The sequence below is a fragment of the Pyxidicoccus sp. M15 genome (assembly GCF_056858435.1).
This window is the reverse complement of the sequence record NZ_CM166495.1, coordinates 9,146,436-9,167,478: the sequence shown is the minus strand read 5'-3', so window position 1 is coordinate 9,167,478 and position 21,043 is coordinate 9,146,436. Positions and strand designations below refer to the sequence as shown.

At 68.3% G+C, this 21,043-nt stretch carries 16 protein-coding genes; 9 read left to right on the top strand and 7 right to left on the bottom strand.

Annotated features, from left to right (window positions below):
- Window positions 1–131: 131 nt before the first annotated feature.
- The 3 genes from dgcA to ACX9TP_RS33780 form a co-directional block, all read right to left on the bottom strand.
- Complete coding sequence (dgcA, locus tag ACX9TP_RS33790; protein ID WP_482974767.1) at window positions 132–1,115, bottom strand: N-acetyl-D-Glu racemase DgcA; 984 nt, start codon at window positions 1,113–1,115, stop codon at window positions 132–134.
- 6 nt (window positions 1,116–1,121) lie between these two features.
- Window positions 1,122–2,138 (bottom strand): N-acetyltransferase DgcN, encoded by a 1,017-nt coding sequence (gene dgcN, locus ACX9TP_RS33785; RefSeq protein WP_482974766.1) that lies wholly within the window; start codon window positions 2,136–2,138, stop codon window positions 1,122–1,124.
- 164 nt (window positions 2,139–2,302) lie between these two features.
- A complete protein-coding gene (locus tag ACX9TP_RS33780; RefSeq protein ID WP_482974765.1) occupies window positions 2,303–3,907 on the bottom strand; it encodes a PKD domain-containing protein in 1,605 nt (534 codons plus the stop codon).
- A 210-nt stretch (window positions 3,908–4,117) separates the two neighbouring features.
- Here ACX9TP_RS33780 and ACX9TP_RS33775 point away from each other — a divergent pair, with 210 nt between their 5' ends.
- Window positions 4,118–4,618: a hypothetical protein gene (locus tag ACX9TP_RS33775; protein ID WP_482974764.1), complete on the top strand. Its 501-nt coding sequence runs from the start codon at window positions 4,118–4,120 to the stop codon at window positions 4,616–4,618.
- A gap of 1,143 nt (window positions 4,619–5,761) precedes the next feature.
- Here the strand turns inward: ACX9TP_RS33775 and ACX9TP_RS33770 are convergent.
- Both ACX9TP_RS33770 and ACX9TP_RS33765 read right to left on the bottom strand, forming a co-directional pair.
- Window positions 5,762–7,543, bottom strand: a complete 1,782-nt coding sequence (locus tag ACX9TP_RS33770) for an RNA polymerase sigma factor (protein WP_482974763.1) — start codon at window positions 7,541–7,543, stop codon at window positions 5,762–5,764.
- A gap of 449 nt (window positions 7,544–7,992) precedes the next feature.
- The gene (locus ACX9TP_RS33765; RefSeq protein ID WP_482974762.1) at window positions 7,993–9,804 is read right to left on the bottom strand and encodes an RNA polymerase sigma factor; all 1,812 of its coding nucleotides are present in this window, start codon (window positions 9,802–9,804) and stop codon (window positions 7,993–7,995) included.
- A 256-nt stretch (window positions 9,805–10,060) separates the two neighbouring features.
- Here ACX9TP_RS33765 and ACX9TP_RS33760 point away from each other — a divergent pair, with 256 nt between their 5' ends.
- From ACX9TP_RS33760 to ACX9TP_RS33735, 6 genes are all read left to right on the top strand, one after another.
- Window positions 10,061–10,195 carry a hypothetical protein gene (locus tag ACX9TP_RS33760; RefSeq protein ID WP_482974761.1) on the top strand — a complete coding sequence of 45 codons (135 nt, stop codon included), beginning with the start codon at window positions 10,061–10,063 and terminating at the stop codon, window positions 10,193–10,195.
- A gap of 324 nt (window positions 10,196–10,519) precedes the next feature.
- A complete protein-coding gene (locus ACX9TP_RS33755) occupies window positions 10,520–11,728 on the top strand; it encodes an FAD-dependent monooxygenase (RefSeq protein WP_482974760.1) in 1,209 nt (402 codons plus the stop codon).
- 329 nt (window positions 11,729–12,057) lie between these two features.
- Window positions 12,058–12,441 (top strand): hypothetical protein, encoded by a 384-nt coding sequence (locus tag ACX9TP_RS33750; RefSeq protein WP_482974759.1) that lies wholly within the window; start codon window positions 12,058–12,060, stop codon window positions 12,439–12,441.
- A 92-nt stretch (window positions 12,442–12,533) separates the two neighbouring features.
- Entirely contained in the window at window positions 12,534–13,628 is a 1,095-nt protein-coding gene (locus tag ACX9TP_RS33745) for a vWA domain-containing protein (RefSeq protein ID WP_482974758.1), read from the top strand.
- A gap of 133 nt (window positions 13,629–13,761) precedes the next feature.
- Window positions 13,762–14,532, top strand: a complete 771-nt coding sequence (locus ACX9TP_RS33740) for a metallophosphoesterase family protein (protein WP_482974757.1) — start codon at window positions 13,762–13,764, stop codon at window positions 14,530–14,532.
- Window positions 14,532–15,128: a hypothetical protein gene (locus tag ACX9TP_RS33735; protein ID WP_482974756.1), complete on the top strand. Its 597-nt coding sequence runs from the start codon at window positions 14,532–14,534 to the stop codon at window positions 15,126–15,128. Before ACX9TP_RS33740 ends, ACX9TP_RS33735 begins: the two co-directional genes overlap by 1 nt.
- Before the next feature lie 9 nt (window positions 15,129–15,137).
- Here ACX9TP_RS33735 and ACX9TP_RS33730 read toward each other — a convergent pair whose 3' ends face one another.
- Window positions 15,138–17,045, bottom strand: a complete 1,908-nt coding sequence (locus tag ACX9TP_RS33730; RefSeq protein ID WP_482974755.1) for a sulfatase-like hydrolase/transferase — start codon at window positions 17,043–17,045, stop codon at window positions 15,138–15,140.
- Window positions 17,046–17,249: 204 nt separating this feature from the next.
- On the opposite strand from ACX9TP_RS33730, the gene ACX9TP_RS33725 reads away from it, so the two are divergent.
- Both ACX9TP_RS33725 and ACX9TP_RS33720 read left to right on the top strand, forming a co-directional pair.
- Window positions 17,250–18,170, top strand: coding sequence for a LysR family transcriptional regulator (locus ACX9TP_RS33725; RefSeq protein WP_482974754.1), 921 nt, complete (start codon window positions 17,250–17,252; stop codon window positions 18,168–18,170).
- 92 nt (window positions 18,171–18,262) lie between these two features.
- A complete protein-coding gene (locus ACX9TP_RS33720) occupies window positions 18,263–19,837 on the top strand; it encodes an aromatic amino acid hydroxylase (RefSeq protein ID WP_482974753.1) in 1,575 nt (524 codons plus the stop codon).
- A 350-nt stretch (window positions 19,838–20,187) separates the two neighbouring features.
- Here ACX9TP_RS33720 and mrpC read toward each other — a convergent pair whose 3' ends face one another.
- A complete protein-coding gene (gene mrpC, locus ACX9TP_RS33715; RefSeq protein WP_163999786.1) occupies window positions 20,188–20,934 on the bottom strand; it encodes a Crp/Fnr family transcriptional regulator MrpC in 747 nt (248 codons plus the stop codon).
- Between the last annotated feature and the right edge of the window lie 109 nt (window positions 20,935–21,043).

Below are 21,043 nucleotides of genomic sequence, written 5' to 3'. Positions count from 1 at the left end.
CCAAACGAGGTGCAGGCGCTGGAAGAGGTGGCCCCCGAGGCGCGCTCACTTGGAGTTTCGCGTGGTGCCCCTGCGCTCCCAGGCAGGAGCGGCCCGCCCGCATGACGCGGAGCGGACGAACCGCCCGGCCCTCAGCCCCAGAGCTCGCGGGGCGGCCAGGACATCTCGCTCCCCTCGAAGCGGATGCCGGGCACCCTGTCCCGGGAGAGCAGCAGTGGCCCGTCCAGGTCCACCACGGCGGCCCCCTGCGCGACGAGCATCGCGGGCGCCATGGCCAGTGACGTCGCCACCATGCAGCCCACCATCAGCTGGAGCCCCTCGCCCCGCGCGGCCGCCGCGAGCGCCAGCGCCTCCGTCAGGCCTCCGGTCTTGTCCAGCTTGATGTTGATGGCGTCGTACTTCCCCAGCAGCGTCCCCAGTCCGTGCCGGTCATGCGCGGACTCGTCGGCGCAGACGGGCACCGAGCGCCGCAGCCCCTGGAGCGCCCCGTCATTCCCGGCGGGAAGCGGCTGCTCCACCATCACCACGCCCAGCTCCGCGCAGGCGTCGAACAGGGCGGGCAGCGCCTCCGGCTTCCAGCCCTCGTTCGCATCCACGATGAGCCGGCTCGCCGGAGCCCCCGCGCGGATGGCGCGCAGCCGCTCGATGTCCTCCTCCCCGCGCCCGAGCTTCACCTTCAGCAGCGGCCGGTGCGCCGCCTTCTGTGCGGCCGCGCGCATCGCCTCGGTGGTATCGAGGCTCAGCGTGTACGCGGTGACGAGCGGCCGGGGCTCGGACATCCCCAGCAGCGCCCAGACGGGCTTTCCGCTTCGCTTCGCCTCCAAGTCCCACAGCGCGCAGTCCAGCGCGTTGCGCGCGGCCTTCGGCTCCAGCACTCCGGCGATTCCGTCCCGCTCCAGCCCCGCTTCGATTCGCGGACGGGCCGCCTCCAGCGCCGCCATGACGCCTTCGAGCGTCTCGCCATAGCGGGCATAGGGGACGCACTCCCCGCGCCCCACGGCGCCGTCTTCCTCCAGCGTGACGACGACCACCTCGGCCGAAGTCTTGGAGCCGCGGGAGATGGTGAAGCGCCCGGCAATGGGCCAGCTCTCGTGGGTGACGGTGAGCTTTCGCATGGGCGGTCAGCTCCGGGCCGGGAAGCGGCGCGCCAGCTCCTCGACGAGGGGCCCGACGCCGGTGCGGATGGGGTCCACGCACGGCAGCCCGTGCTCGCGGCCCGTGCGCTCCAGCAGCTCCAGCGCCTCCTTCTCGCCCAGGTGCTCGGTGTTGATGGCGAGGCCCGTGCACTGGATGCGCGGGTTGGTGAGCTGCCCCTCCAGGATGGTCCGGTCGATGACGGCCTGGATGGAGGGGAGGGGATGCTGGACGCCGCGCATCTTCGTGCGCGTGGGCTCGTGACAGACGACGAAGGCGTCCGGCTGCGCGCCGTGGAGCAGCCCCAGGGTGACGCCCGCGAAGGACGGGTGGAACAGCGAGCCCTGGCCTTCCACCAGGTCCCAGTGGTCCGCGTCGTTGGCGGGGGAGAGCCACTCGGCCGCGCCGGCGACGAAGTCCGACACCACCGCGTCAATGGCCACGCCGCGCCCGGAGATGAAGATGCCCGTCTGCCCGGTGGCGCGGAAATCCGCCTTGAGGCCCCGCGCGCGCATCTCCTTCTCCAGCGCGAGCACCGTGTACTTCTTGCCCACCGAGCAGTCCGTGCCCACCGTCAAGAGCCGCAGGCCCGGGCGCTTCGTGCCCTTGCCGGTAGCGAAGTCCATGTCGGGGATGCGCACGTCGTGCAGCTTGCGGCCATTGCGCGCGGCCGCCGCGGCGATGGCGGGGAAGGCGCTCAGCCGCTTGTGCAGCCCGGTGGCGATGTCCATTCCCGCATCGAGCGCCTCCACCAGCTTGCCAATCCAGTGCTCCGGCAGCACGCCACCCGCGTTGGCCACGCCCACGATGAGCGTCTTCGCGCCCTTCGCCTTCGCCTGGGCGATGTCCAGGTCCGGCAGGCCGCAGTCCGCCTTGCAGCCCTCCAGCCGGAGCTGCCCCACGCACCAGTCGGGCCGCCAGTCGACGATGCCGTGCGCCGTCTTGGCGGCGAGCTGGTCGGGAACGTCACCCAGAAACAGAACGTACGGCTTCTCGATCTCCACCACGGACCTCCGCGCCCATGTCCAGGGCTATGGGCCGGGCTTTTCAGCATGCCCTCGGGGCTCGGGCAAGTCCGGGAGAACCCCTTCACAGCTGTCTTTGGTGTCGCGGCCCCCGGGTGGCTGCTGCCGACAGGCCACCGGGGCGGCCTGTCGGAGCGGAGGGGTCAGCGCACCTCGAACTCGTAGATGCGCGTCGCCGGGTCGCCGTTCTGGGTCGGGGTGGTCACGTTGAGCTTGATGTAGCGCGCCGACGTGGCGCTGATGGCGTGGGTCGAGGTGCTGGCGGTGTTGGTGGTCACCGTCACCGGGGTGCTCCAGCTGGTGCCGTTGCTGGAGGTCTGGATGGTGAAGGCCCGGGTGTTCCAGGTGCTCGCTTCGCCGCCCGCGCCGGCATGCTTGACCACGAAGCTGCTGACCGTCTGCGCCGAGCCGAGATCGACCTGCAGCCAGGACGAAGCGGTCAACGAGCAGAACTTGTCGGTGGTGCCCCCGGAGACGCTGCCATTGACCGCCTTGGCCGGCGTTTCGCTGCTGTTGCAGGCGGTGGAGCCGGTCGCCGGCTTGTTGAGCGCCAGGTTGATGTTGCCAGCGCCGACCGAGACGGTCTGCGTCCTGGTGTGGCTGGCGCCGCCGTTGTCGGTCACCGTCAGGCTGACGTTGTAGTTGCCCGCGCTGGCGTAGACGCGGCTGGGGTTGGTCGCGGTCGAGCCGCTGCCATCGCCGAAGTTCCAGCTGCGCGAGGCGATGCTGCCGTCGCTGTCGCTGGAGGCGTCGCTGAAGGTCGCGGTCAGTCCGCTCACGGTGACGCCGAAGTTGGCCACCGGCGGGGTGTTGCCGCTGACCGCGGTGTTGATGGCCGCCGCGTACTGCGCGGTCGTGCCCTGCGCCCAGCACTTCTGGATGTCGTCGTACAGCCACATGAAGCCGCCGCTGATGCCGGCGGTGCTCTTCCAGTTGCTCATCTTGCTCTGCACCGTGGCCGGACTGTCACCGCTGCTGCAGCCGGTGCCGTGGCGCGACCACAGGCCCGGGTCGACAGTCATGCCCATCGCGGTGTTCCAGCTCGCCGGATTGTTGCCGGCGCCGCCGTCGTAGACCTGCAGGTAGATGGTGTCGACGGCGCTGCCGAGGTTGTTCTTGAGGTTCCTCCAGAAGGTCTGATTGGTGTAGGGCGCGAAGGTGACTTTGTAGCCCTGGCCGATGAGCATCTGACCGAACTGGGTGGTCGGAGCGAGGTCGTAGGCGCTCTCGTCATCGAAGTTGACCGCGTCGGCGCCGGTGGCCGTCTTCAGCGCCTGGAAGTTGCGGTACAGGATGCTGTTGCTGCCGGTGCCGCAGACGAGGGTGCTGCCACAGCCGGCGGCGGTGCCGTTGACCAGCCTGGCCATGCGCTCGAAATCGGGAACGCTCCAGGCGCCAATCGACACTTCGATGCGATTGACCGAGGTCGGCGCCGTCTTGAGCGTGGCCAGCCGCGTCGGCCAGGCCGGGTCACCGATGTACGCGCCGTTCCTGACCACCGGGATGTCGTTGTAGACGAGGTCGCCGTTGTCCTCGATGTGGAAGCTCCACAGGATGACGGTGGTGAAGCCCGAGCCGCGCAGGTCGTCCATCACCGCGGTGCCGCCGGAATAGAACGGGCCGCCACCGTAGACCGCCGAATCGGCATGGGCCGCCGGCGCCACCACGGCCAGGGCGAGGGCAGCGAGCGCCGGCCAGGCTCGGTGGGCGGGACGGAGGCGGGACGAGGGTTGCTTCGACTTCGGCATGGTGCACTCCCCAGCAATGAGCGTCGTGGACGAGATGGCATCGATGCGCGCCGTGGGCCTGCCCGCGGCGTGAGCGCGCTCTCTGTCGCCGGCCTCGGCGACGGGCCGACATTGCGAGCGCCGAAATCAGAGTGTCAATGTTTGGATTGATTTAAACAGGGCGAGAATCGTCTAAACACGCCAGACAGTGCCCTCCCCAGGAATCCGGCAATGAAGAAGCGCTTCCTCTCGATGATGCTCGCTGCGACCCTGCCCACGACGGCCTTCGCCTCCGTCCCGCTGGAAGGCACGGTGCACAGCGCCTACGTCGGTGACCAGCGGTACACCTCCGAGGCCTGGCTGCCGACGGAGCCGCGGCGCATCGAGCAGTTCGAGTTCCACGTGCCCGGGTCCTTCAAGGGACTGGGCCTCCAGTACCGGTGCCATGTCCAGGACCATGGCGACTCGCCGTGGATGGAAGAGGGAAGCCGCTGCGGTACCTCGGGGCAGTCACGCCGCCTCGAGTCCTTCGCGCTCCGGCTCACCGGCCCCATGGCGCGGGAATACAGCGTCCGCTACTGGTGCCACGTGGCGGGCGACTCCGCGCCCATGGGCCCCTTGAGGGACGGCGAGGTGTGTGGGACGCAGGGCGAGAGCCGCGAACTGCTCCGCATGAAGGTCGAAATCGTGAAGAAGGTGGGCAGGGCGCCACACCGCTCGAGCCAGCCCTGACCTGAAAGGGCTTCCCGTTTCCGCAAGAAGACTTGCACGCGAGTGCGGCGGCCTCATCGAGGGGGCGCTGCGGTGCCGCAGGACGAGCTGGCGACGGAGGCGCGTGACTCCAGCGCCGAGGCGGCGTTGGTGTGCGTCGAAGCTCCGCCCCCTGCGGAGACTTTCGCCAGCACCCGGGCTGACCCTCCCGCCGCGAAGGGTATGAAGCCTCCGTTGAAGCACTGCCCAGGTACGGGCCTTGGACGTTCGCCCCTGGAGGGGCGCTGGTACCGTCGGCGGCACGGTTTCGCGTCCGCTGGCTCTGTGGGGTGGTATTCCGTGAGAGGCCACCCACCTCCCGCTTCCCGTCGGCCCGGGCCTCTGCTGGGTGCGCTGTGATGGTGCCCCGCTCCTCCACGAGGATGTGGCATCCGAGCCATGCGAGCAGCGGCTCCAGTGGATGAGGAGGCGGGCAGGGGCCGTCGAGTGACACATCTCTCCGAGCACGCCCATTATCTCGGTCCGGATATCCACTTCGAGCTGGAGTTCCCGCCGGGGCCACCCGAGCCCCGTCTTCCTGATGGCGCGGATTCCGTGTCAGGACGCGCTGCAACCGTTGACGGTCCTCGCCGCGCGAGCTCGTAGTGCCGTGCCTGCGCGACATGATGGGCATGATGCAAGATGGCTTCGCGCTCGCATCCCAGGAGGGCAGCGCCGAACCGTCGACGTCCGCGCCCCGAAGGTTCCTTCCCTTCATTACCTGGCGAAATCCTCATGACGACGGGGGGGTGGACCGCAGTCCTTCAAGATGCGGCAGGACACGACACCCCGCTCGGCCATGGGGGCGAGGACACGCGGAATGAATGTTCCTTCCGCTGCCGCCGGCTACCGGGGTGCCTCCTCGCCGTGCAGGTCGGGATTCCCGAAGGGAGACGTGCCGGGCCGGAGCAGGGGCGGTGCAGCACCTTGGGGCACACGCCGGCCAAGTGGTCCCAGGCGGGACGCAGCAGGACGTGGGCTTCTGGGGCTCGTCTTGTGTTCCTGTGGCGTTGCCCCCCCGCTGGGGGGGCCGTGACAACCTGTAGATCATGGGTTGCCGCGAACGGCAGCTTGCCCATCATTCGCTCCCTCAAGGAATGGGAGAGCGAATGTCTTCATGAGTCCTTACCTATCCAAGCCGTGGTCGGCTGAGATGTGCAGTAGGGCCTCTCCGCGTGATGCATGTACTTTGAGTCCATGTCTTCTGAGCAGACTCTGCAGTTCTGGATGTCTGGAGATTACATGGAGCTTGTGTGTCGTGCTGAGTTCAAGGCTCTCAATTGCGGATGACAGATGGGCCGCATCGTCAGCGGCCATGTCCGTTGTCGAGAGAAGGTCCAACACGACGATTCTGCCTCGTGGCGACCTGCTGGATTGAAGCCTATCGTCCAATGCTCTCTTTAGTTTGATGATCCCGCTTGGGGTCGGCTTTCCGAGCATGGAGGCCAGGATGAGTGTCAGGGGTCTTTCCCGTGCCCGTACGAGCTGTTGCTCCTCGGGGGAAACATGGATGACGCAATCCACGGACTCAAAGAGTGCTTCAAGGAAAGCCTCTCTTCTTCCCATGGAGCCATGGCAAGACCTGCTGGCCGACTCCATACGGATTGGATCCTGAGCGCGAAGAACATCGCAGGCTTCGGCATCGAGTAGCCCAGACCCTGCAGCGTCGAAAAAGTGGTCGGGAATGGGCTTCTTCGCCTTGGCCGTATGATTGAGAACCATGGCAATCAGGCGCTCGCTTCGGTCATCAGTGCCCTTGGTGCCAGCCATTGCTCCGACTCCGTTGTCTCTCGAGCCACTGTCTTCTGGCTCAGGATGTTTGTCCTGCTTGCCTCTTGTCGGGCTTCCCCCGCCGTCCGGCCCATCGTCCTCGGGGTCGGGCCACTCCTTCTCGCTGGTGAGGGCGGCCTCGGCCAGCGCCAGGGCCAGGGGCTCCAGGGTACGCATGGCTGTTTCGACGCTGTGGCTCGCTGGCTCCGCCTGGTTCAACATCTCCTTGAACTTCATCCGCGCGCGGCAGACGGTGACCCGCAGTGCCGCTGGAGTCTTGCCGAGCCAGGCCGACAGCAGCTCGTAGTACTGCTCCGGCTCCAACAGCGTTTCAGCGAAGAGCAGGGTCCCGTACATCTTCGGGACCACATCGTGGAGGCGGCGGAGAGTACCGAGCGCCGGGCCGTAGTCCGGGGGCTCGGCGCGGGAATCACCGAGTTCTGCCTGGGAGGAGTGGGGCGCACGCGCCCCTTCGTCCAGCGCATCGAGCTTCTCCCGTAGCTTGAGCTGCTTCATGGCCTCATTCCGCGAGACCTCACAGGCGAAGGCCCGCAGCGGGCCCATCTCCTGCTCGGCCCGCATGGTGGGGCTGCGGAACATGGTGAACGTGGCATGCTGTGCGATGCTCTCCGCCTCGGACGAGTCGCGCAGAATCCGGAAGGCCACTCCGTAGGCGCTGGCATAGACCTGCTTCCAGAGCGCCTTCTCTTGTGAATGGAGTTCGGGACTCAAGGGTTTGGCCGCTCTTCGCTTGGAGGGAGAAGCGTGCTGCTCATGGACGTCGAGGCCCAGCATCTTCCTGACGATGCGCGCGGACTTGCCCATGCCCTGGGGGGCCAGCTGGACGAGCTTTTCGAGATGGGGGACCAGCTCCTCGCGGCGCGGTGAGCCGGGCTTACCCAGTCCCACCAGGGGCTGGTGGGTGGCCTGCATGACCGACAGGAGCTGCGCGTGGTGGTTGGGAGGGGCCAGCCGGGCAAGTTCCTCCAGCTCGGTGTGGACTTTGCCCACGGCGCCCAGGGGCATGTACTCGCTCAGCCCACCTACGAGGAATGCGCTCGCGACCAGGACCGGCGGCCTGTCCGTGCGCTGGCCGTACAGCAGACAGTCCGTAGGCGACTCGAAGCCCTTGCTCATGCGTGCCCCTTTTCAGCAGTCCCTGGTGGGGGGATACCCACCATCCCGTTTTGATGCGCCGCGCCAAGCGGCAAAGGTCCTCGCGACCTTGCGTGTTCCCCTAGAGCAATCCTCGGGACCGGTTCCCGTTACACCGGGAATGGGTGGGGGCTTTGCCTACTGGGCTGGGTGGGGCTGTAGCGGGATGCCGTGCGCGGGCTTTCCCTCCATGACCGGGGCGCTCCATCAGCTCCGCTTTCAGGAGGCGTATCAGCGTGAAGCACTACTGCTCGTTCCGGGCGGTTCGGCGCCTGGTCCAGGTGCTGAAGATTGTCTGGCTATGGCTGAGAGTAGCCGGTTGCCTCTCCGCGAGCACCCGTAAGGCGTGCGCTGTCGTGAAGGACAACGTGCCAATCTTGCACCGTTGCGCATCCCGTGGACGAGCCTGCGGGATGCGCGAGCGCGGTGTATTACCTCATGGATACACTGCTCCCAATGGGGCGGAGTATTGCCTCATTGAAGGAGTCATGCACTTTGACTCCATGTCTTTCGAATAGGCTCCGCAATTCTTCGTGCCTTGAGAGTATATGAAGCCTCTGCTTTTTATTGATTGGCAGGTCGTCAATCGTGGATAGCAGAAGGATTGCACTATCAAGGCCGATATTGGTCGTCGGGGAAAGGTCCAGGATTATAAACTCATTCCCAATTCCAGGGGTGGATTCGGGTTGATTTGCGTCTTCCAGTAATCCCTTTAGTTTGGCGAGTGCATCGGATGTCATTTCGCCAAGCAGTGAGATTCGGTGGACTGTCAGGGCCTCACTTGTTTCTCGTGAGAGTGGTTGTGCTGTGAGCGAGACATGGATGACGTATTCATCAGAATCAACGAGTGCTTCGATGAAGTCTTCCTTTCTCTCCAGGAGCCTTTGGAAGGATTTCCTCGCCGACTCGAAGCGGTCTGGATTGTATGCACGAAGAACGTCACGGACCCCGGCGTCTACAAGTCCGGCGCCTGCAGCCTCGAACAAGTGGTCGGGAATAGGCTTCTCCGCCTTGGCCGCATGATTGAGAACCATGGCGAGCAAGCTCTCACTTCGGGCATCCGTGCTGTTGTTGCCAGCCATTGCCTCGCCTCCGTTGTCTCTTGTGATGCTATCTCCTGGCCCCGACACCTCGCCTCGCTTGCTGGTCTTCGGGCTGCCCCCACCTCCTCCTGGTCCGTCATCCTCGGGGTCGGGCCACTCCTTCTCGCTGGTGAGAGCGGCCTCGGCCAGCGCCAGGGCCAGGGGCTCAGTGGCGCGCAAGGTGGTCTCCACCCCGCAACCCCTCGGCCCATCCTGGCCCAGCATCTCCTTGAACTTCTTTCGCGCACGGTGAAGCAGGACACGCACGGCTTCGGGAGTCTTGCCGAGCCAAGCGGACAGCAGCCTGGAGTACTCCTCCGGCTTCACCAACGTCTCGGCGAAGAGCACAAGCCCGTACTCCTTCGGCTCGACAAGGCTGATACGGGAGAGAGTTTCGAGCACCGGCCCGTAGTCCGTGGAGCCGGAGCCGTAGTGTTCGGAAGCGGGCGAGTAGGCCTTGAGCCCGTGCGCTCCATTCGCAATCGCAACCATCGTCTCCTTCAGGGCCTGGTCCTGCTTCTGCCGCTTGAACTCCTTCAGGGCCTCGTTCCGGGCGACCACGCTGGAGAAGGCGCACAACGGGTCACGCTCCTGTTTCTCTTGCATGACCGAGCAGCGGAACGTCTTGAAGGTGGCCTGAATCGCGATGCTCTCCGCCTCGCTCTGGTCATGGAGGACGCGGAACGCCGCGCTGTAGGCGCTGGCATAGACCTCCTCCCAGAGCTTCCGCTCCTGAGCATGGGGTTCGAGGCTGAGGGGGCTGGCCGCTCTTCGCTTGGAGGGAGGAGCGTGCTGCTCATGGACGTCGAGGCCCAGCATCCTCCTGACGATGCGCGCGGACTTGCCCATGCCCTGGGGGGCCAGCTGGACGAGCTTTTCGAGATGGGGGACCAGCTCCTCGCGGCGCGGTGAGCCGGGCTTACCCAGTCCCACCAGGGGCTGGTGGGTGGCCTGCATGACCGACAGGAGCTGCGCGTGGTGGTTGGGAGGGGCCAGCCGGGCAAGTTCCTCCAGCTCGGTGTGGACCTTGCCCACGGCGCCCAGGGGCATGTACTCGCTCAGCCCACCTACGAGGAATGCGCTCGCGACCAGGACCGGCGGCCTGTCCGTGCGCTGGCCGTACAGCAGACAGTCCGTAGGCGACTCGAAGCCCTTGCTCATGCGTGCCCCTCTTCTGCGGCCCCTGATGGATTGATGCCTGTCATTCATCCCGACGCCATGCGTCAGGCGTCGGCGAAAATCGGTCGAAATTCGCTCTTCCTCTAGGGAATCCTCAAGACGGCTCCCCGTTACAGGGAAATTCAGTGGGAGCTTTGCCTACCGGACTACTGCGCCTGCCTGTAACGAGGCGCCGCCTGGGGGCTTTCCTTTTACGCCGGGGCAATCCAGCAGCCCGACTTAAAGGGAGGTCAGTAAGGTGAAGTCCGTCTTCTCGTACAGGGTGTTGCGGCGTGTGGTCCAGATCCTGAGCCTCGTCTACCTGCTCATGCGGGTGATGTGCTTCGTCCACGCGCACTGGGATGTCGTCTCGCAGTGGCTTCAGGTGCGGTGAGCGCCGGGTGAGCAGCGCGGCCTCGCGGGCCAGGTGCATGTCATCGTGCCCGCCGTGCTGTACCACTCCATCTTCGCCCCACCGGAGCGCCCGAAGCTGAGGCTCGTGCTCGGTGCCCTCATCACGTTCTTCTGGGCCTGTCCTCGCTGGTGGAGTTCGACGATTTCCAGGGGCGCGCGGCACGGCTGGCCACCCGGCCCCGTCGTCCCGGCGTGCGGAAGAGAGCACTCGCATCACCCCCGGAGCGCTCTACACGGGTGCGGGACGCAGCCCCAGACTGGACGCAGCCAGCGGTTCACCGGGGCTCGGGCTGGGGAGGGGTGAATGCGAATCGTTTGCGTCGGCGGGGGGCCCGCGGGGCTGTATTTCGCAATCCTGGCGAAGCTGGCCCACAGGGACCACGACATCACCATCATCGAGCGCAATCCGGCCGGAGTGACGTATGGCTGGGGGGTGGTGTTCTGGGAGGACCTGCTCCAGGACCTCTACCGGAACGACCCCGAGAGCGCCCGGGAGATTGCAGCGGCGGCCGTCCGCTGGAACCAGCAGGAAGTGCACATCCGCGGACAGCGGGCACTCCACATTGGCGGGTACGGGTTCAGTATCGGGAGGGATCGCCTGCTCGAAATCCTGACCCGGCGGGCGATGGGCCTCGGCGTCGAAATCCAGTTCCAACGCGAGCTGGGCGCCTTGTCCGAGCTCGCGGACGCGGACCTCATCGTCGCCTGCGATGGCGCCAACAGCACCGTGCGCCGACTCCAGGGCGACCACTTCCAGACGAACGTCGAGGTGGGGAGGAACAAGTACATCTGGCTGGGGACCGACAAGGTGTTCGATGCCTTCACGTTCGCCTTCGAGGAAGTCCCCGCCGGCTGGCTCTGGTTCCATGGCTACCGCTTCTGCGATGAGGCCAGCACCTGCATCGTCGAGTGTCCCCAGGAGACCTGGGAGGGGCTTGGCTTCGACACGCTCGGTCCCGATGAGACCCTGAGGTGTCTGGAGGGCATCTTCCAGCGCCAGCTGGCGGGCCATTCACTCTTCAATCAGCGACGGGACCTCGGCAAGGCGCCGTGGCTCAACTTCAGGCGCCTCACCAACGAGCACTGGTTTCACGACAAGGTGGTGCTGATGGGCGACGCCGCCCACACCACGCACTTCACCATCGGCTCGGGGACGAAGCTGGCCATCCAGGATGCGATTGGCCTCGCGGCGAAGCTGAACGAGACGGCGGACCTCCAGGCCGCGCTGAAGGCCTACGAGGAGGAGCGTCGCACCGCGCTGCTCCCCATCCAGCACAAGGCGCGCAGCAGTGCCGAGTGGTTCGAGAACGCCCCGGGCCAGGTGGAGCAACCCGCCATCCGGTTTGCCTACTCCCTGTTCAATCGGCGCGGTGGCACGTCGTGGTACTACCCCTTCTACCTGGCCGCCCAGACCCGGGCGCTCAGGGGACTGGTGCGCTCGCTCCACTCGGCCCGGAGGTGGATGCGCAAGGGCTGGACGTGGGCCCCTCCGGGAGCGCTCGACCTGCGCTGAGCGGGGAGGTCGCTTGCTCCAGCTTCCTGGCTACCGCGACTTTCTACAAATGGCGCGGCGGGCACCGCCGGCCGGGCACCCTCGCGGGGCCGCTCTCGCTGAGGATGCATCGAGGATGCCGCGGTGCGGCGTTCCGGGGCCGCCGCGGAGAAGGCCCGGACGTCCGGCGGCACGGTGTTCCGACGCGCTGCCTTTGGCGCAGGGCATCAAGGTCGACGTCCGAGCGGGTTCCATGACGAAACCATGACAAAGAGGCGGAGGTCTCATGACCCTTCGCCCTCCGTGGCTCTCTAGGCTGACGTCATCATCCAGCCTTGGAGCACGCCGCCATGCGCGTCCTCACCGCCTCGCTGCTTGTGGAAGCCGTCACGGAACTCTCGAAGGGCACGCCGCTGGTCAAGGCACGGGACGTATTCGCCTGGTGCCAACGCAACGGCGTGGACTACCAGGGCGAAGGGCCGCTCCATCAGGCGCTGTGGGACGCGGACCGGGAGGAGGCGCGCGGGCAGCGGCGGCTGCTGCGGTTCAAGAGCGGCGAGTGCAAGCAGTCCCGCGTGGGCTGGTCCGTCAGCGCTCGCGGCGCGAAGGCGCGTGAAGCCGCTGCTCGGCTGGGCTGGGACGAGATGTTCTGGAACGGCGAGCAGTGGGACTGGATGCACGGGCCCCACCCGAAGGCCGTGCCCGGGCTCATCGAGGCCCCGCGAGCGGCCTGAAGGGCCCGGCGCCGGGCCGGCCAGAACACCGCAGAATGTCAGACCCGCCACGTATGGTTCTCCTCGTCGGCACACACGAGGGGGCCATACGCATGAGCGCGTCAGTCATTGATAACCGCGTCGAAATCGCCTTCAGCTTCGATACCACCGGCAGCATGTATCCGTGTCTCGCGCAGGTGCGCAAGAAGCTGCGCGGCACGGTGTCCCGGTTGATGAAGGAGATCCCCGGCATCCGCATCGGCATCATCGCGCACGGGGACTACTGCGACGCGGGTTCCACCTATGTCACCAAGGTGCTGGACCTGACGGATGACGAGAACGCCGTGGTCCGCTTCGTGGACCGCGTGGGTCAGACGGGCGGCGGCGACGCGCCCGAGTGTTACGAGCTGGTGTTGCACGAGGCGCAATCCCTTTCGTGGACGGCGGGCTACACGCGCGCCCTCGTGCTGATTGGCGATGACGTGCCTCACGCGCCGAACCAGAACCCGAAGAAGCTGGACTGGCGCAAGGAGGTGGACGCGCTGGGTAGGATGGGCGTGCCCGTGTACGGGGTGCAGGCGCTCGCGCGCCGCCACGCGACGCCCTTCTACAGGGAGCTGGCGGAGAAGTCGGGCGGCTTCCACCTGAGCCTGGACCAGTTCGCCCACGTCACCGACATGCTGCTGGCCGTCTGCTACAAGCAGTCGTCCGACACGCAGCTCCAGGCCTACGAGGCGGAGGTGGTGAAGGAGGGCCGCATGAGCCGCGGGCTGAACGCCATGTTCAGCACGATGCTCAAGCGCAAGACGCCGTCCATGTTCGGGGCCGCGGACCTGCGCGCCGTGCCGCCGGGCCGGTTCCAGGTGCTGGATGTGGACCGGGCCATGCCCATCAAGGACTTCGTGCAGGAGAACGGCCTGGGCTTCAAGACGGGCCGCGGCTTCTACGAGTTCACCAAGACGGAGACCATCCAGGGCCACAAGGAGGTGGTGCTGATGGACCGCAAGACGGGCGACCTCTACAGCGGCGAGCGGGCGCGCGAGCTGCTCGGCCTGCCCGAGGGCGAGACGGTGCGCATCCGCCCGGCGAGCCTGGAGAAGTACACCGTCTTCGTGCAGAGCACGTCCGCCAACCGCAAGCTGATGGGCGGCTCGAAGTTCCTCTACGAGGTGGAGGACTGGGACGGCGAGAAGGCCGCCGCGGCGTAGTCCCCGCGCATCGTCCCCCGGCCCGGGGACGGTGTCCCGCATCCAACGCGCGGTGAGCGGTTGCCGTGTCGCCCTATCGACTTGTGGCCACCACGGGTTGAAGGCGGCGCACCCCGCCACTAGCTCGCAACCCGTGCGCTTCTGGGTGTCATGGCTGTTGCTCTGCTCGGGGTGCGGCGTCTTCGAATTCCACCCCTACGAGCTTCGCGGGGGGGATACGAACCGTCACGCCCGGGCGCTCGAGCGGCTGCAAAGCGAAGCGGTGGACGGCCCGCTGCGCTTCGCGGTGCTCGGCGACATGCAGCTCTTCCTGGACGAGTCCTCGGACGCCGTGGAGGACGTGCGGCGGCGGGACGTGGACCTCGTGGTGCAGCTCGGCGACCTCACCGAGTACGGCTCCGCTCAGGAGTACGCATGGGTGGAGGGACTGCTCGACGGGCTGCCGGTGCCGTCCTTCGCGGTGCTGGGCAACCATGACGTGCTGGGCACCGGAGGGGATATCTACCGGCGGACGTTCGGGCCGCCCTTCTTCGCCTTCGAGCACGCGGGCAGCCGCTTCGTCCTCTTCGACTCCAACTCCCGCGAGTACGCCTTCCCGGGCAACGTCCCGGACCTGGAGGCCCTGGGCGAGGCGCTCGCGCCGGGGCCGGACGTGGCCCACCTCTTCACGTTCTCCCACGTGCCACCGGGACACGCTGACTTCGACGCCTCGCTGACGGCGCCGCTGGAGCAGCTCCAGGCGGAGTGTGGCGTCTCCGTCTCCTTCCACGCGCACATCCACCAGTTCGAGAGCGAGGTGCGGCGGGGCGTGCCGTACTTCGTCGCGGACTCGCTGGAGCACCGCAACTACCTGCTCGTCAGCGTCGACGGGCCCGTGGTGCGCATCGAGCGGGTCTTCTATTGATGGCGGCGCCCTGGCACCTGCGAGGAGTCGTCCTCGCGCTCCTCCTCGCGTCGGCGCAGGCCCGCGCGGCGCCGGAGCCAGAGGACGGGCCGCCCTGGTTCGTGCCGGACCACGCGACGCTCCAGGTGGCGGGCTCCATCGGCCTGCTCTCCGCGGGGCCGGGCTGGGGCTTCCTCGATGACCGCGTGGACGCCGGGCTGCTGCTGGGCTGGGCGCCGCCGGCCGTCGCCGGCGAGGACTTCCTCACCGTCACGCTGAAGGGGCAGTGGCACCCGTTCCGGCCTGCCTGGCGGGGGTGGACGCTCCGGCCGCTCACGGTGGGGCTGCTGCTCAGCTACACCTTCGGCGACGCGTACTTCGTGGGGCTGCCGGACCGCTATCCCGACGGGTACTACTGGTTCAAGACGGCGCTGCGGCCCGCGCTGTTGCTGGGCGGCGGGGCGGGGCGGCCGGTGCCCGCGTTGGGCCTGCGCCTCGTGGAGGGGTACGTGGAGCTCGTCGCCACGGACTACCGGCTGGTGCACTTCCTCCGGAGCCCCGAGACGGTGGGGACGGGGCTGTTCTCCCTGGCCCTGGGCGTGAAGGTCCGGTTCTGACGCCGGGCCTCACGGCGTGGCGGGGCTCGCGGTGGTGGACGTCTCCCCGGGGGCCGGGTGCTCCGACCCACCGCGCAGCCGGCGGAGGATGCGCGGGGCCTCCAGGGCGAAGCGGGCCTGGGCATCGGGCAGCGGGTTGTCGTGCATGTCGGTGATTTCCGTGCCGGGCAGCCCCGCGCCGAAGCGAATCTTGAGCTGCTGGCCGATGAGCGCATAGCGGGGCTCCCAGCCGATGGTGGTGAGCAGGTAGCGCGATGCGTCCGGCCGGGTCATCGGGATGCCGTCCCCCAGCCGGGCCGGGTCATGCGTGTCGCCGAGCAAGTCGAACAGGGTGGACACCACGTCGATGTGTCCGGTGACGGCGTCCACCTCGCCGGGAGGAAGGCGCTCGTCGAAGATGAGCATGGGGACGTGGAGCTGGGATTCCGTCACGTCGCTGGCGTGGCCGACGCGGCCGTGCTCGCGGAACTCCTCGCCGTGGTCCCCGGTGAAGAGGATGAGCGGCCGTGTGCCCCGGACGGCCTCGATGCGTGACAGCAGCGCTTCCACCTTCCTGTCCACCTCGTAGGCGGCATTCCAGGCGCGGGCTTTCAGGTGCTCGGCGGGTACGCGCGCGGTGGCGAGTCCGCCCCGGCCGTCCCACGCGGGGTAGAAGACGCCGGAGCGGAGCGGGTAGTCGTAGTCGAAGTGGGTGCCGGCGAAGAACAGGAAGAGGAAGAGCGGGGTGTCCCGCGGCGCCGTCTCCACCACGGCGAGCGCGTCCTTCACCATGGCCTCGTCCCGGAGGTGGCTCCGGCCGGTGTAGTCGGTGCGCAGCCCGCCCTGCACGTCGCGGAACACGGTGTCCTTCAGGCCCATCCAGTCGACCGACGACGCGGCGAAGAAGGCCTGGTGGTAGCCATTCTCGCGCAGCGCCGGGAAGAGGAGCGGCGCCCGCCCCGCGCCCACCACGGCGTCGCGCCGCTGGGCCTCCAGGCCGAAGAACAGGCTGAAGAGGGAGTAGTCCGTGGAGCTCGCCCCGCTGTGGTGGGACAGGTAGCGCGTGCCGTCCGCCGCCCTGCTCCACAGGTTGGGCATCACGTCCTCGCGGAAGAAGTCGTCACGCAGGCTCTCCACCAGGATGATGACGATGTCGGGCCGGCGGGTGAAGCGCACGGCGGCGGGGTCGATGCTCGCCGCGGGGACGCCGGCCTCGGGGCTCACGCCCAGGCGCAGGCCGGAGGCGGATGGAGCGCCGGTGAGGCGCGTCAGCAGCGTGTTCATCCGCACCGGCGCCTGGAGGGGCAGGGTGGTGGCGGCATGCTGGACGGCGCCGCCGTGGGTGAAGATGAGGTACGCGCTCAGCAGCCGCTCTCCGGCGCAGAGCAGGACGAGCACCAGCACCGGGCGCAGCACCCGGCGCGGACCGCGGAGCCGCCGCATGAAGTGGACGCCCGCCCACATGTCGAGCCCCATCAGCGCCACCGCGCCCGCCGCGGCGAGGAGGACCTCGTTCGAGGACAGCCCCGTCTCGGCCAGGGCGCGCGGCTGGAGCGCCACCGCCAGCACGAGCCCGTTGATGTGGAAGCCGAGCGACGACAGGACGAGCGAGTCCACCCCGAGCATCGCCACGGCCAGCGCCGCCACCCCCGCCACCGCCAGCACGTAGCGTCGGCCGAGCACCACCAGCGGCAGTGCCGCCGTGAAGGTGAGCAGTCCGAGGAACAGCGCCTGGACGACTCCGCCCGCGAGCACCAGCGGCTGCACGGTGGGCGCCAGCCGTTCGACGGCGGACAGCAGCGAGGCGCCGAAGAAGCCGAGCGACACCAGCCCATGCAGCACGCACCAGAGGAGGGCGGGGCCCAGGAACGGCCGGGCCTCTTCCAGCCGGCGGCGGAGCCCTGCCGCGGCGGGAGGGGCGTGAAGCAGTCGTGACATCGCGCTTCCTGCTAGCCCGCCCCTGGCGGATGTTCAAGAAGTGACGGAGGCCCGGCCGCTCCTCTGCCCAGGGGGCGTGGGGCGGGCCTGTAGCCTCCACGGCCAACAGTCCCTTGCCGTACGTCGGCGCTGCCCGCGAGCGCCCGGGGCCTGATGCGCCGGAAGCCGCGTGTCGCATGGGAATGTCGGTGCGAGGATGGCCGCATGCCCCCGCGCAAGCTCGTCCGGCACCTCGTCTGGTTGGAGTCCTTCGCCGCCGCCGTGGAGGCCGGCAGCATCGAAGCCGCCGCCGAGCACCTGGGGGTGGCCCGTTCGGTGGTGAGCGAGCACATCCGCGCACTGGAGGTGGCCCTGGCGGAGGGGGCCTCCCTCCTGGAGCGCGGCCCCGGCCGCCGCCTGCAGCTCACCGCCCGGGGGGAGCGCCTCTTCGCGGGCACGCAGACGCCGCTGCACCAGCTGGACATGAAGCGGCTGAGAGACCTCGCCAGCGCCGAGCCGGTGGTGCGCCTGGGCCTCAATCCCACCCTGTCCCTGTCCCTGCTGGGGAACGTGGCGAGGGAGGCCGCCTCCAAGGGCCTCAAGCTGGTGCTCAGCTTCGGCGGCCCACACGAGCTGACCCGCCAGGTCCAGACACGGCAGCTGGACCTCGCCCTGGATTTCACGCCTCTTCCTCCCAATGAGGGGGTGGAGTCCGAGTCCCTGCTGCGCATGCCCTTCGTGGTGCTGGCCGGGCCGGAGAACTCACTGGTCCGCGAGGCCGCCTCCCGTCGGACGCTGCATGTGAAGGAGCTCGAGGGGCAGCCCTTCGTGGACTGGCTGCGGGACGACCCGTACGGGGGCGCCAACAGCGCGCGCTTCGCCACCCACGGGGTGACGGTGGTGGAGGTGGCCCGCGCGGAGAGCTTCCTCCTCATCTACGAGCTGCTGCGCGCCTTCAACGCCTGTGCGATTGCGCCGGACCTGCGCCTGATGCACCCCTTCCCCCCCGACATCCGCGCCTGGCCACTGCGGGAGGAGGAGCCCCAGGCCGTGGAGGTGGTCGCCCTCTGGCCCACCGGCGCGCTCAGTCCTGGCGCTCGTACGCTTCTCGACGGGGTGCGTCACATCCACCAGCCTCGTCGTTAAAACGACGAAGCCGTCGGATTCTGTCGGATTTCCGTTTTGCCCAAGAAGGGATATCTTAGCAGGGTAGAAGATTATGCCAGGGGTGCACAACGATGACTCCCACGGAACGAACGATTGCCCGCCTCCCCGCCCACCTGCGTCGCTACGTGGTGGGCCAGGACTATGCGGCGTACACCGCTCGGGACCAGGCCGTGTGGCGCAACATCCTGGGCAAGCTGCGCGGCCACCTGGCGGACAAGGCGCACTCCGTCTACCTGGAGGGCCTGGAGGCGACGGGCATCGGCTCGGAGTGCATCCCCAGCCTGGATGAGATGAACGAGAAGCTGTCGCGGCTGGGCTGGGCGTGCGTGGGCGTGCGCGGCTTCATCCCGCCCGCCGTCTTCACGGAGCTCCAGGCGCTGGGCGTGCTGGCCATCGCCGCGGACATCCGCACGCACGAGCACATCGAGTACACGCCGGCGCCGGACATCGTCCATGAGAGCGCGGGCCACGCGCCCATCATCGCCAACCGTCGCTACGCGGAGTACCTCAAGGCGTGCGGGCTGGTGGGCTTCAAGGCCATTGCCAGCGTGGAGGACCAGGCCGTCTTCGAGGCCATCCGCAACCTCTCGGTGGTGAAGGAGGACCCGGACGCCAGCGAGGACGAGGTGGCCCACGCGCAGGCGCGGCTGGAGGCGGCCAGCGCGAGCCGCCGCTTCGTCAGCGAGAGCACGCGGGCCAGCCGCCTGTACTGGTGGACGGCGGAGTACGGCCTCGTCGGTGACGTGGAGCGCCCGCGCATCTACGGCGCCGGCCTGCTGTCCAGCATTGGAGAGGCGCAGCACTGCCTCACCCCGGCGGTGAAGAAGCTGGCGCTGAGCGTGGCGTGCGCGGACGCCGAATACGACATCACCCGGATGCAGCCGCAGCTCTTCGTCGCGCGTGACTTCGAGCACCTGTTCGAGGTGCTGCGGGAGTTCGAGTCCACGCTGGCGTGGAAGCGCGGCGGGGACTTCGGGCTGGCGGAGGCGCTGCGCTGCCGCACGGTGAACCACCTGGTGCTGGCGGACGGGCGCGAGGTGACGGGCCGGGTGCTGGAGATGGTGGCCGCGCCGAAGCAGGTGGCGCCGGGGCTCACCACCGCGCTGGTGCGCCTGGACGGCCCGGTGGTCGCCTCGCGCGGCGGGAAGGCCGAGGACGGCAAGCCGTGGAATGGCCCGGCGCTGGTGGCCTTCGGGGCGGGGAAGCTCCCGGAGCGCGGCCCGTTCCGGCTGGTGATGGAGAGCGGGCTGGAGCTGGAGGGCTTCGCTTCCGACGGCGGCGAGGTGCTGGCGCTGCGGGGCCGGCTGGCCGGCCGCGAGCTGGACCTGCCCGCGGTGGCGCGGCTCTTCGTCACGACGCACCTGCCCTCGGTGGCGGGCGGGCCGGCGGACCCGGAGTCGTGGGACCAGTGGTTCGGCGAGCTGAGCGCGTTCTCGGAAGGGGACGGCGAGTCGAAGGCGCGCTCGCGCAAGGCCATGGCCCTGCACCCGTCGCTGGCCGCGCTCTACCGTGAAGTGCGGCAGATGCGCGAGGCGCGCGCCGTGAAGCCCGAGCGGCTGGCGCAGATTGCCGCCGCGGCCACGGACTTCCCCGACGACTGGCTGCTGCGCACCGAGGTGGACGAGCTGCGCGCGCCCCGCGCCTGAGCGTCCCGCGCGGCTTCGCGGCACGCCCCGCATCGAGACCTCCCCAGTCGTTACCGCCGACCCCTTCTGCTCCTCGCGAGTGGAGGGCGTTGTCGTTGGGCCTGAGCCCGCCCGATTCCGGAGGGCCAGGGCCGCTCTGCTCCTTCGCGAGCGGAGGGCGTTCGTCGTTTCGTGCAATGCGCCGGGCGGAGTGCCCGGACCCCGACACTCTGGCGCCGGCCACCCATGCACCGGGCTGAGTGCCCGGACTTCGACACTCCGGACCGCTGAAAACGCCACGGGCCCGACCCCGCGGTTTCCCGCGCGGACAGGCCCGAGGTTGGCGTCAGCTCCCGCGAAGGAGCGTCGGCTCACTTCTCCTTGGAAGCAATCTTGCGCAGCGCCTTCTGGTCGCGCACGCAGAGGATGCGGCCGACGTTGCCGAGCACGCCCTCGCGCTTCATCTCGTTGATGAGCGTGGACACGAAGGAGCGCGAGGCGCCGACGAGGTCCGCGAGGTCCTGCTGGGTGATGCCGCGCAGGTCCGTCTCACCGCCGTGCGGGCAGCGCTCGCCGTGCGCCTCGACCAGGGTGAGCAGGGTGTCCGCCAGGCGGGCCGGAACCTCCTTGAACGTCAGACCCAGCACGCGCTTGCGCAGCGAGCGGACGCGCTCGGCGTAGGCGCGGACCACGTCCACCGCCAGGGCCGGACGGGCCTCCAGCTGGGCGCGGAAGTCACGGCCCTCGATGCTCCACACCTCGGCCTCACCGGCGGCGACCGCCATCTCCTCGATGGGCGTGCCCTCGGGGCGGAACAGCTCGCCGAACAGGTCACCCGGGCGGAGGATGGACACCACCGAGCGGGTGCTGTTCTTGCCGATGCGCATCAGGCGCACGCGGCCGGACTTGAGCAGGTACACGCGGTCCGTGTTGTCACCGGGGCGGTAGATGGTCGAGTTGTGCGGGAAGGACTCGACCTTGAAGTACCCCTTGAAGTCGATGGCCTCCTGGCCGGGGATGAGCTTGTTGGCCGTCACCATCATCCCGGAAGAGGTCGTCTGCAGCGGCGCCACGACGTTGGAACCGATGGGGCCGAGGGGGCGATTGAAACCGTGCATGGGATTCACTCCGGGGAAGGAAGGAAGAGGAAGACTGGCCGCTTGCCTCTGCGGCGGACGGGGGTTTCCTTTTCCAAGTTACGTGCCAGCCGGGAATGAAGTGCCACCA

Coding starts and splice junctions, on each gene's coding strand:
- ACX9TP_RS33735 (WP_482974756.1), top strand. CDS start 14,532: ATGGCGGCGCCCTGGCACCTGCGAGGAGTCGTCCTCGCGCTCCTCCTC.
- ACX9TP_RS33750 (WP_482974759.1), top strand. CDS start 12,058: ATGCGCGTCCTCACCGCCTCGCTGCTTGTGGAAGCCGTCACGGAACTC.
- ACX9TP_RS33730 (WP_482974755.1), bottom strand. CDS start 17,045: ATGTCACGACTGCTTCACGCCCCTCCCGCCGCGGCAGGGCTCCGCCGC.
- ACX9TP_RS33745 (WP_482974758.1), top strand. CDS start 12,534: ATGAGCGCGTCAGTCATTGATAACCGCGTCGAAATCGCCTTCAGCTTC.
- mrpC (WP_163999786.1), bottom strand. CDS start 20,934: ATGCACGGTTTCAATCGCCCCCTCGGCCCCATCGGTTCCAACGTCGTG.
- ACX9TP_RS33725 (WP_482974754.1), top strand. CDS start 17,250: ATGCCCCCGCGCAAGCTCGTCCGGCACCTCGTCTGGTTGGAGTCCTTC.
- ACX9TP_RS33780 (WP_482974765.1), bottom strand. CDS start 3,907: ATGCCGAAGTCGAAGCAACCCTCGTCCCGCCTCCGTCCCGCCCACCGA.
- ACX9TP_RS33775 (WP_482974764.1), top strand. CDS start 4,118: ATGAAGAAGCGCTTCCTCTCGATGATGCTCGCTGCGACCCTGCCCACG.
- ACX9TP_RS33770 (WP_482974763.1), bottom strand. CDS start 7,543: ATGAGCAAGGGCTTCGAGTCGCCTACGGACTGTCTGCTGTACGGCCAG.
- ACX9TP_RS33720 (WP_482974753.1), top strand. CDS start 18,263: ATGACTCCCACGGAACGAACGATTGCCCGCCTCCCCGCCCACCTGCGT.
- ACX9TP_RS33755 (WP_482974760.1), top strand. CDS start 10,520: ATGCGAATCGTTTGCGTCGGCGGGGGGCCCGCGGGGCTGTATTTCGCA.
- dgcA (WP_482974767.1), bottom strand. CDS start 1,115: ATGCGAAAGCTCACCGTCACCCACGAGAGCTGGCCCATTGCCGGGCGC.
- ACX9TP_RS33765 (WP_482974762.1), bottom strand. CDS start 9,804: ATGAGCAAGGGCTTCGAGTCGCCTACGGACTGTCTGCTGTACGGCCAG.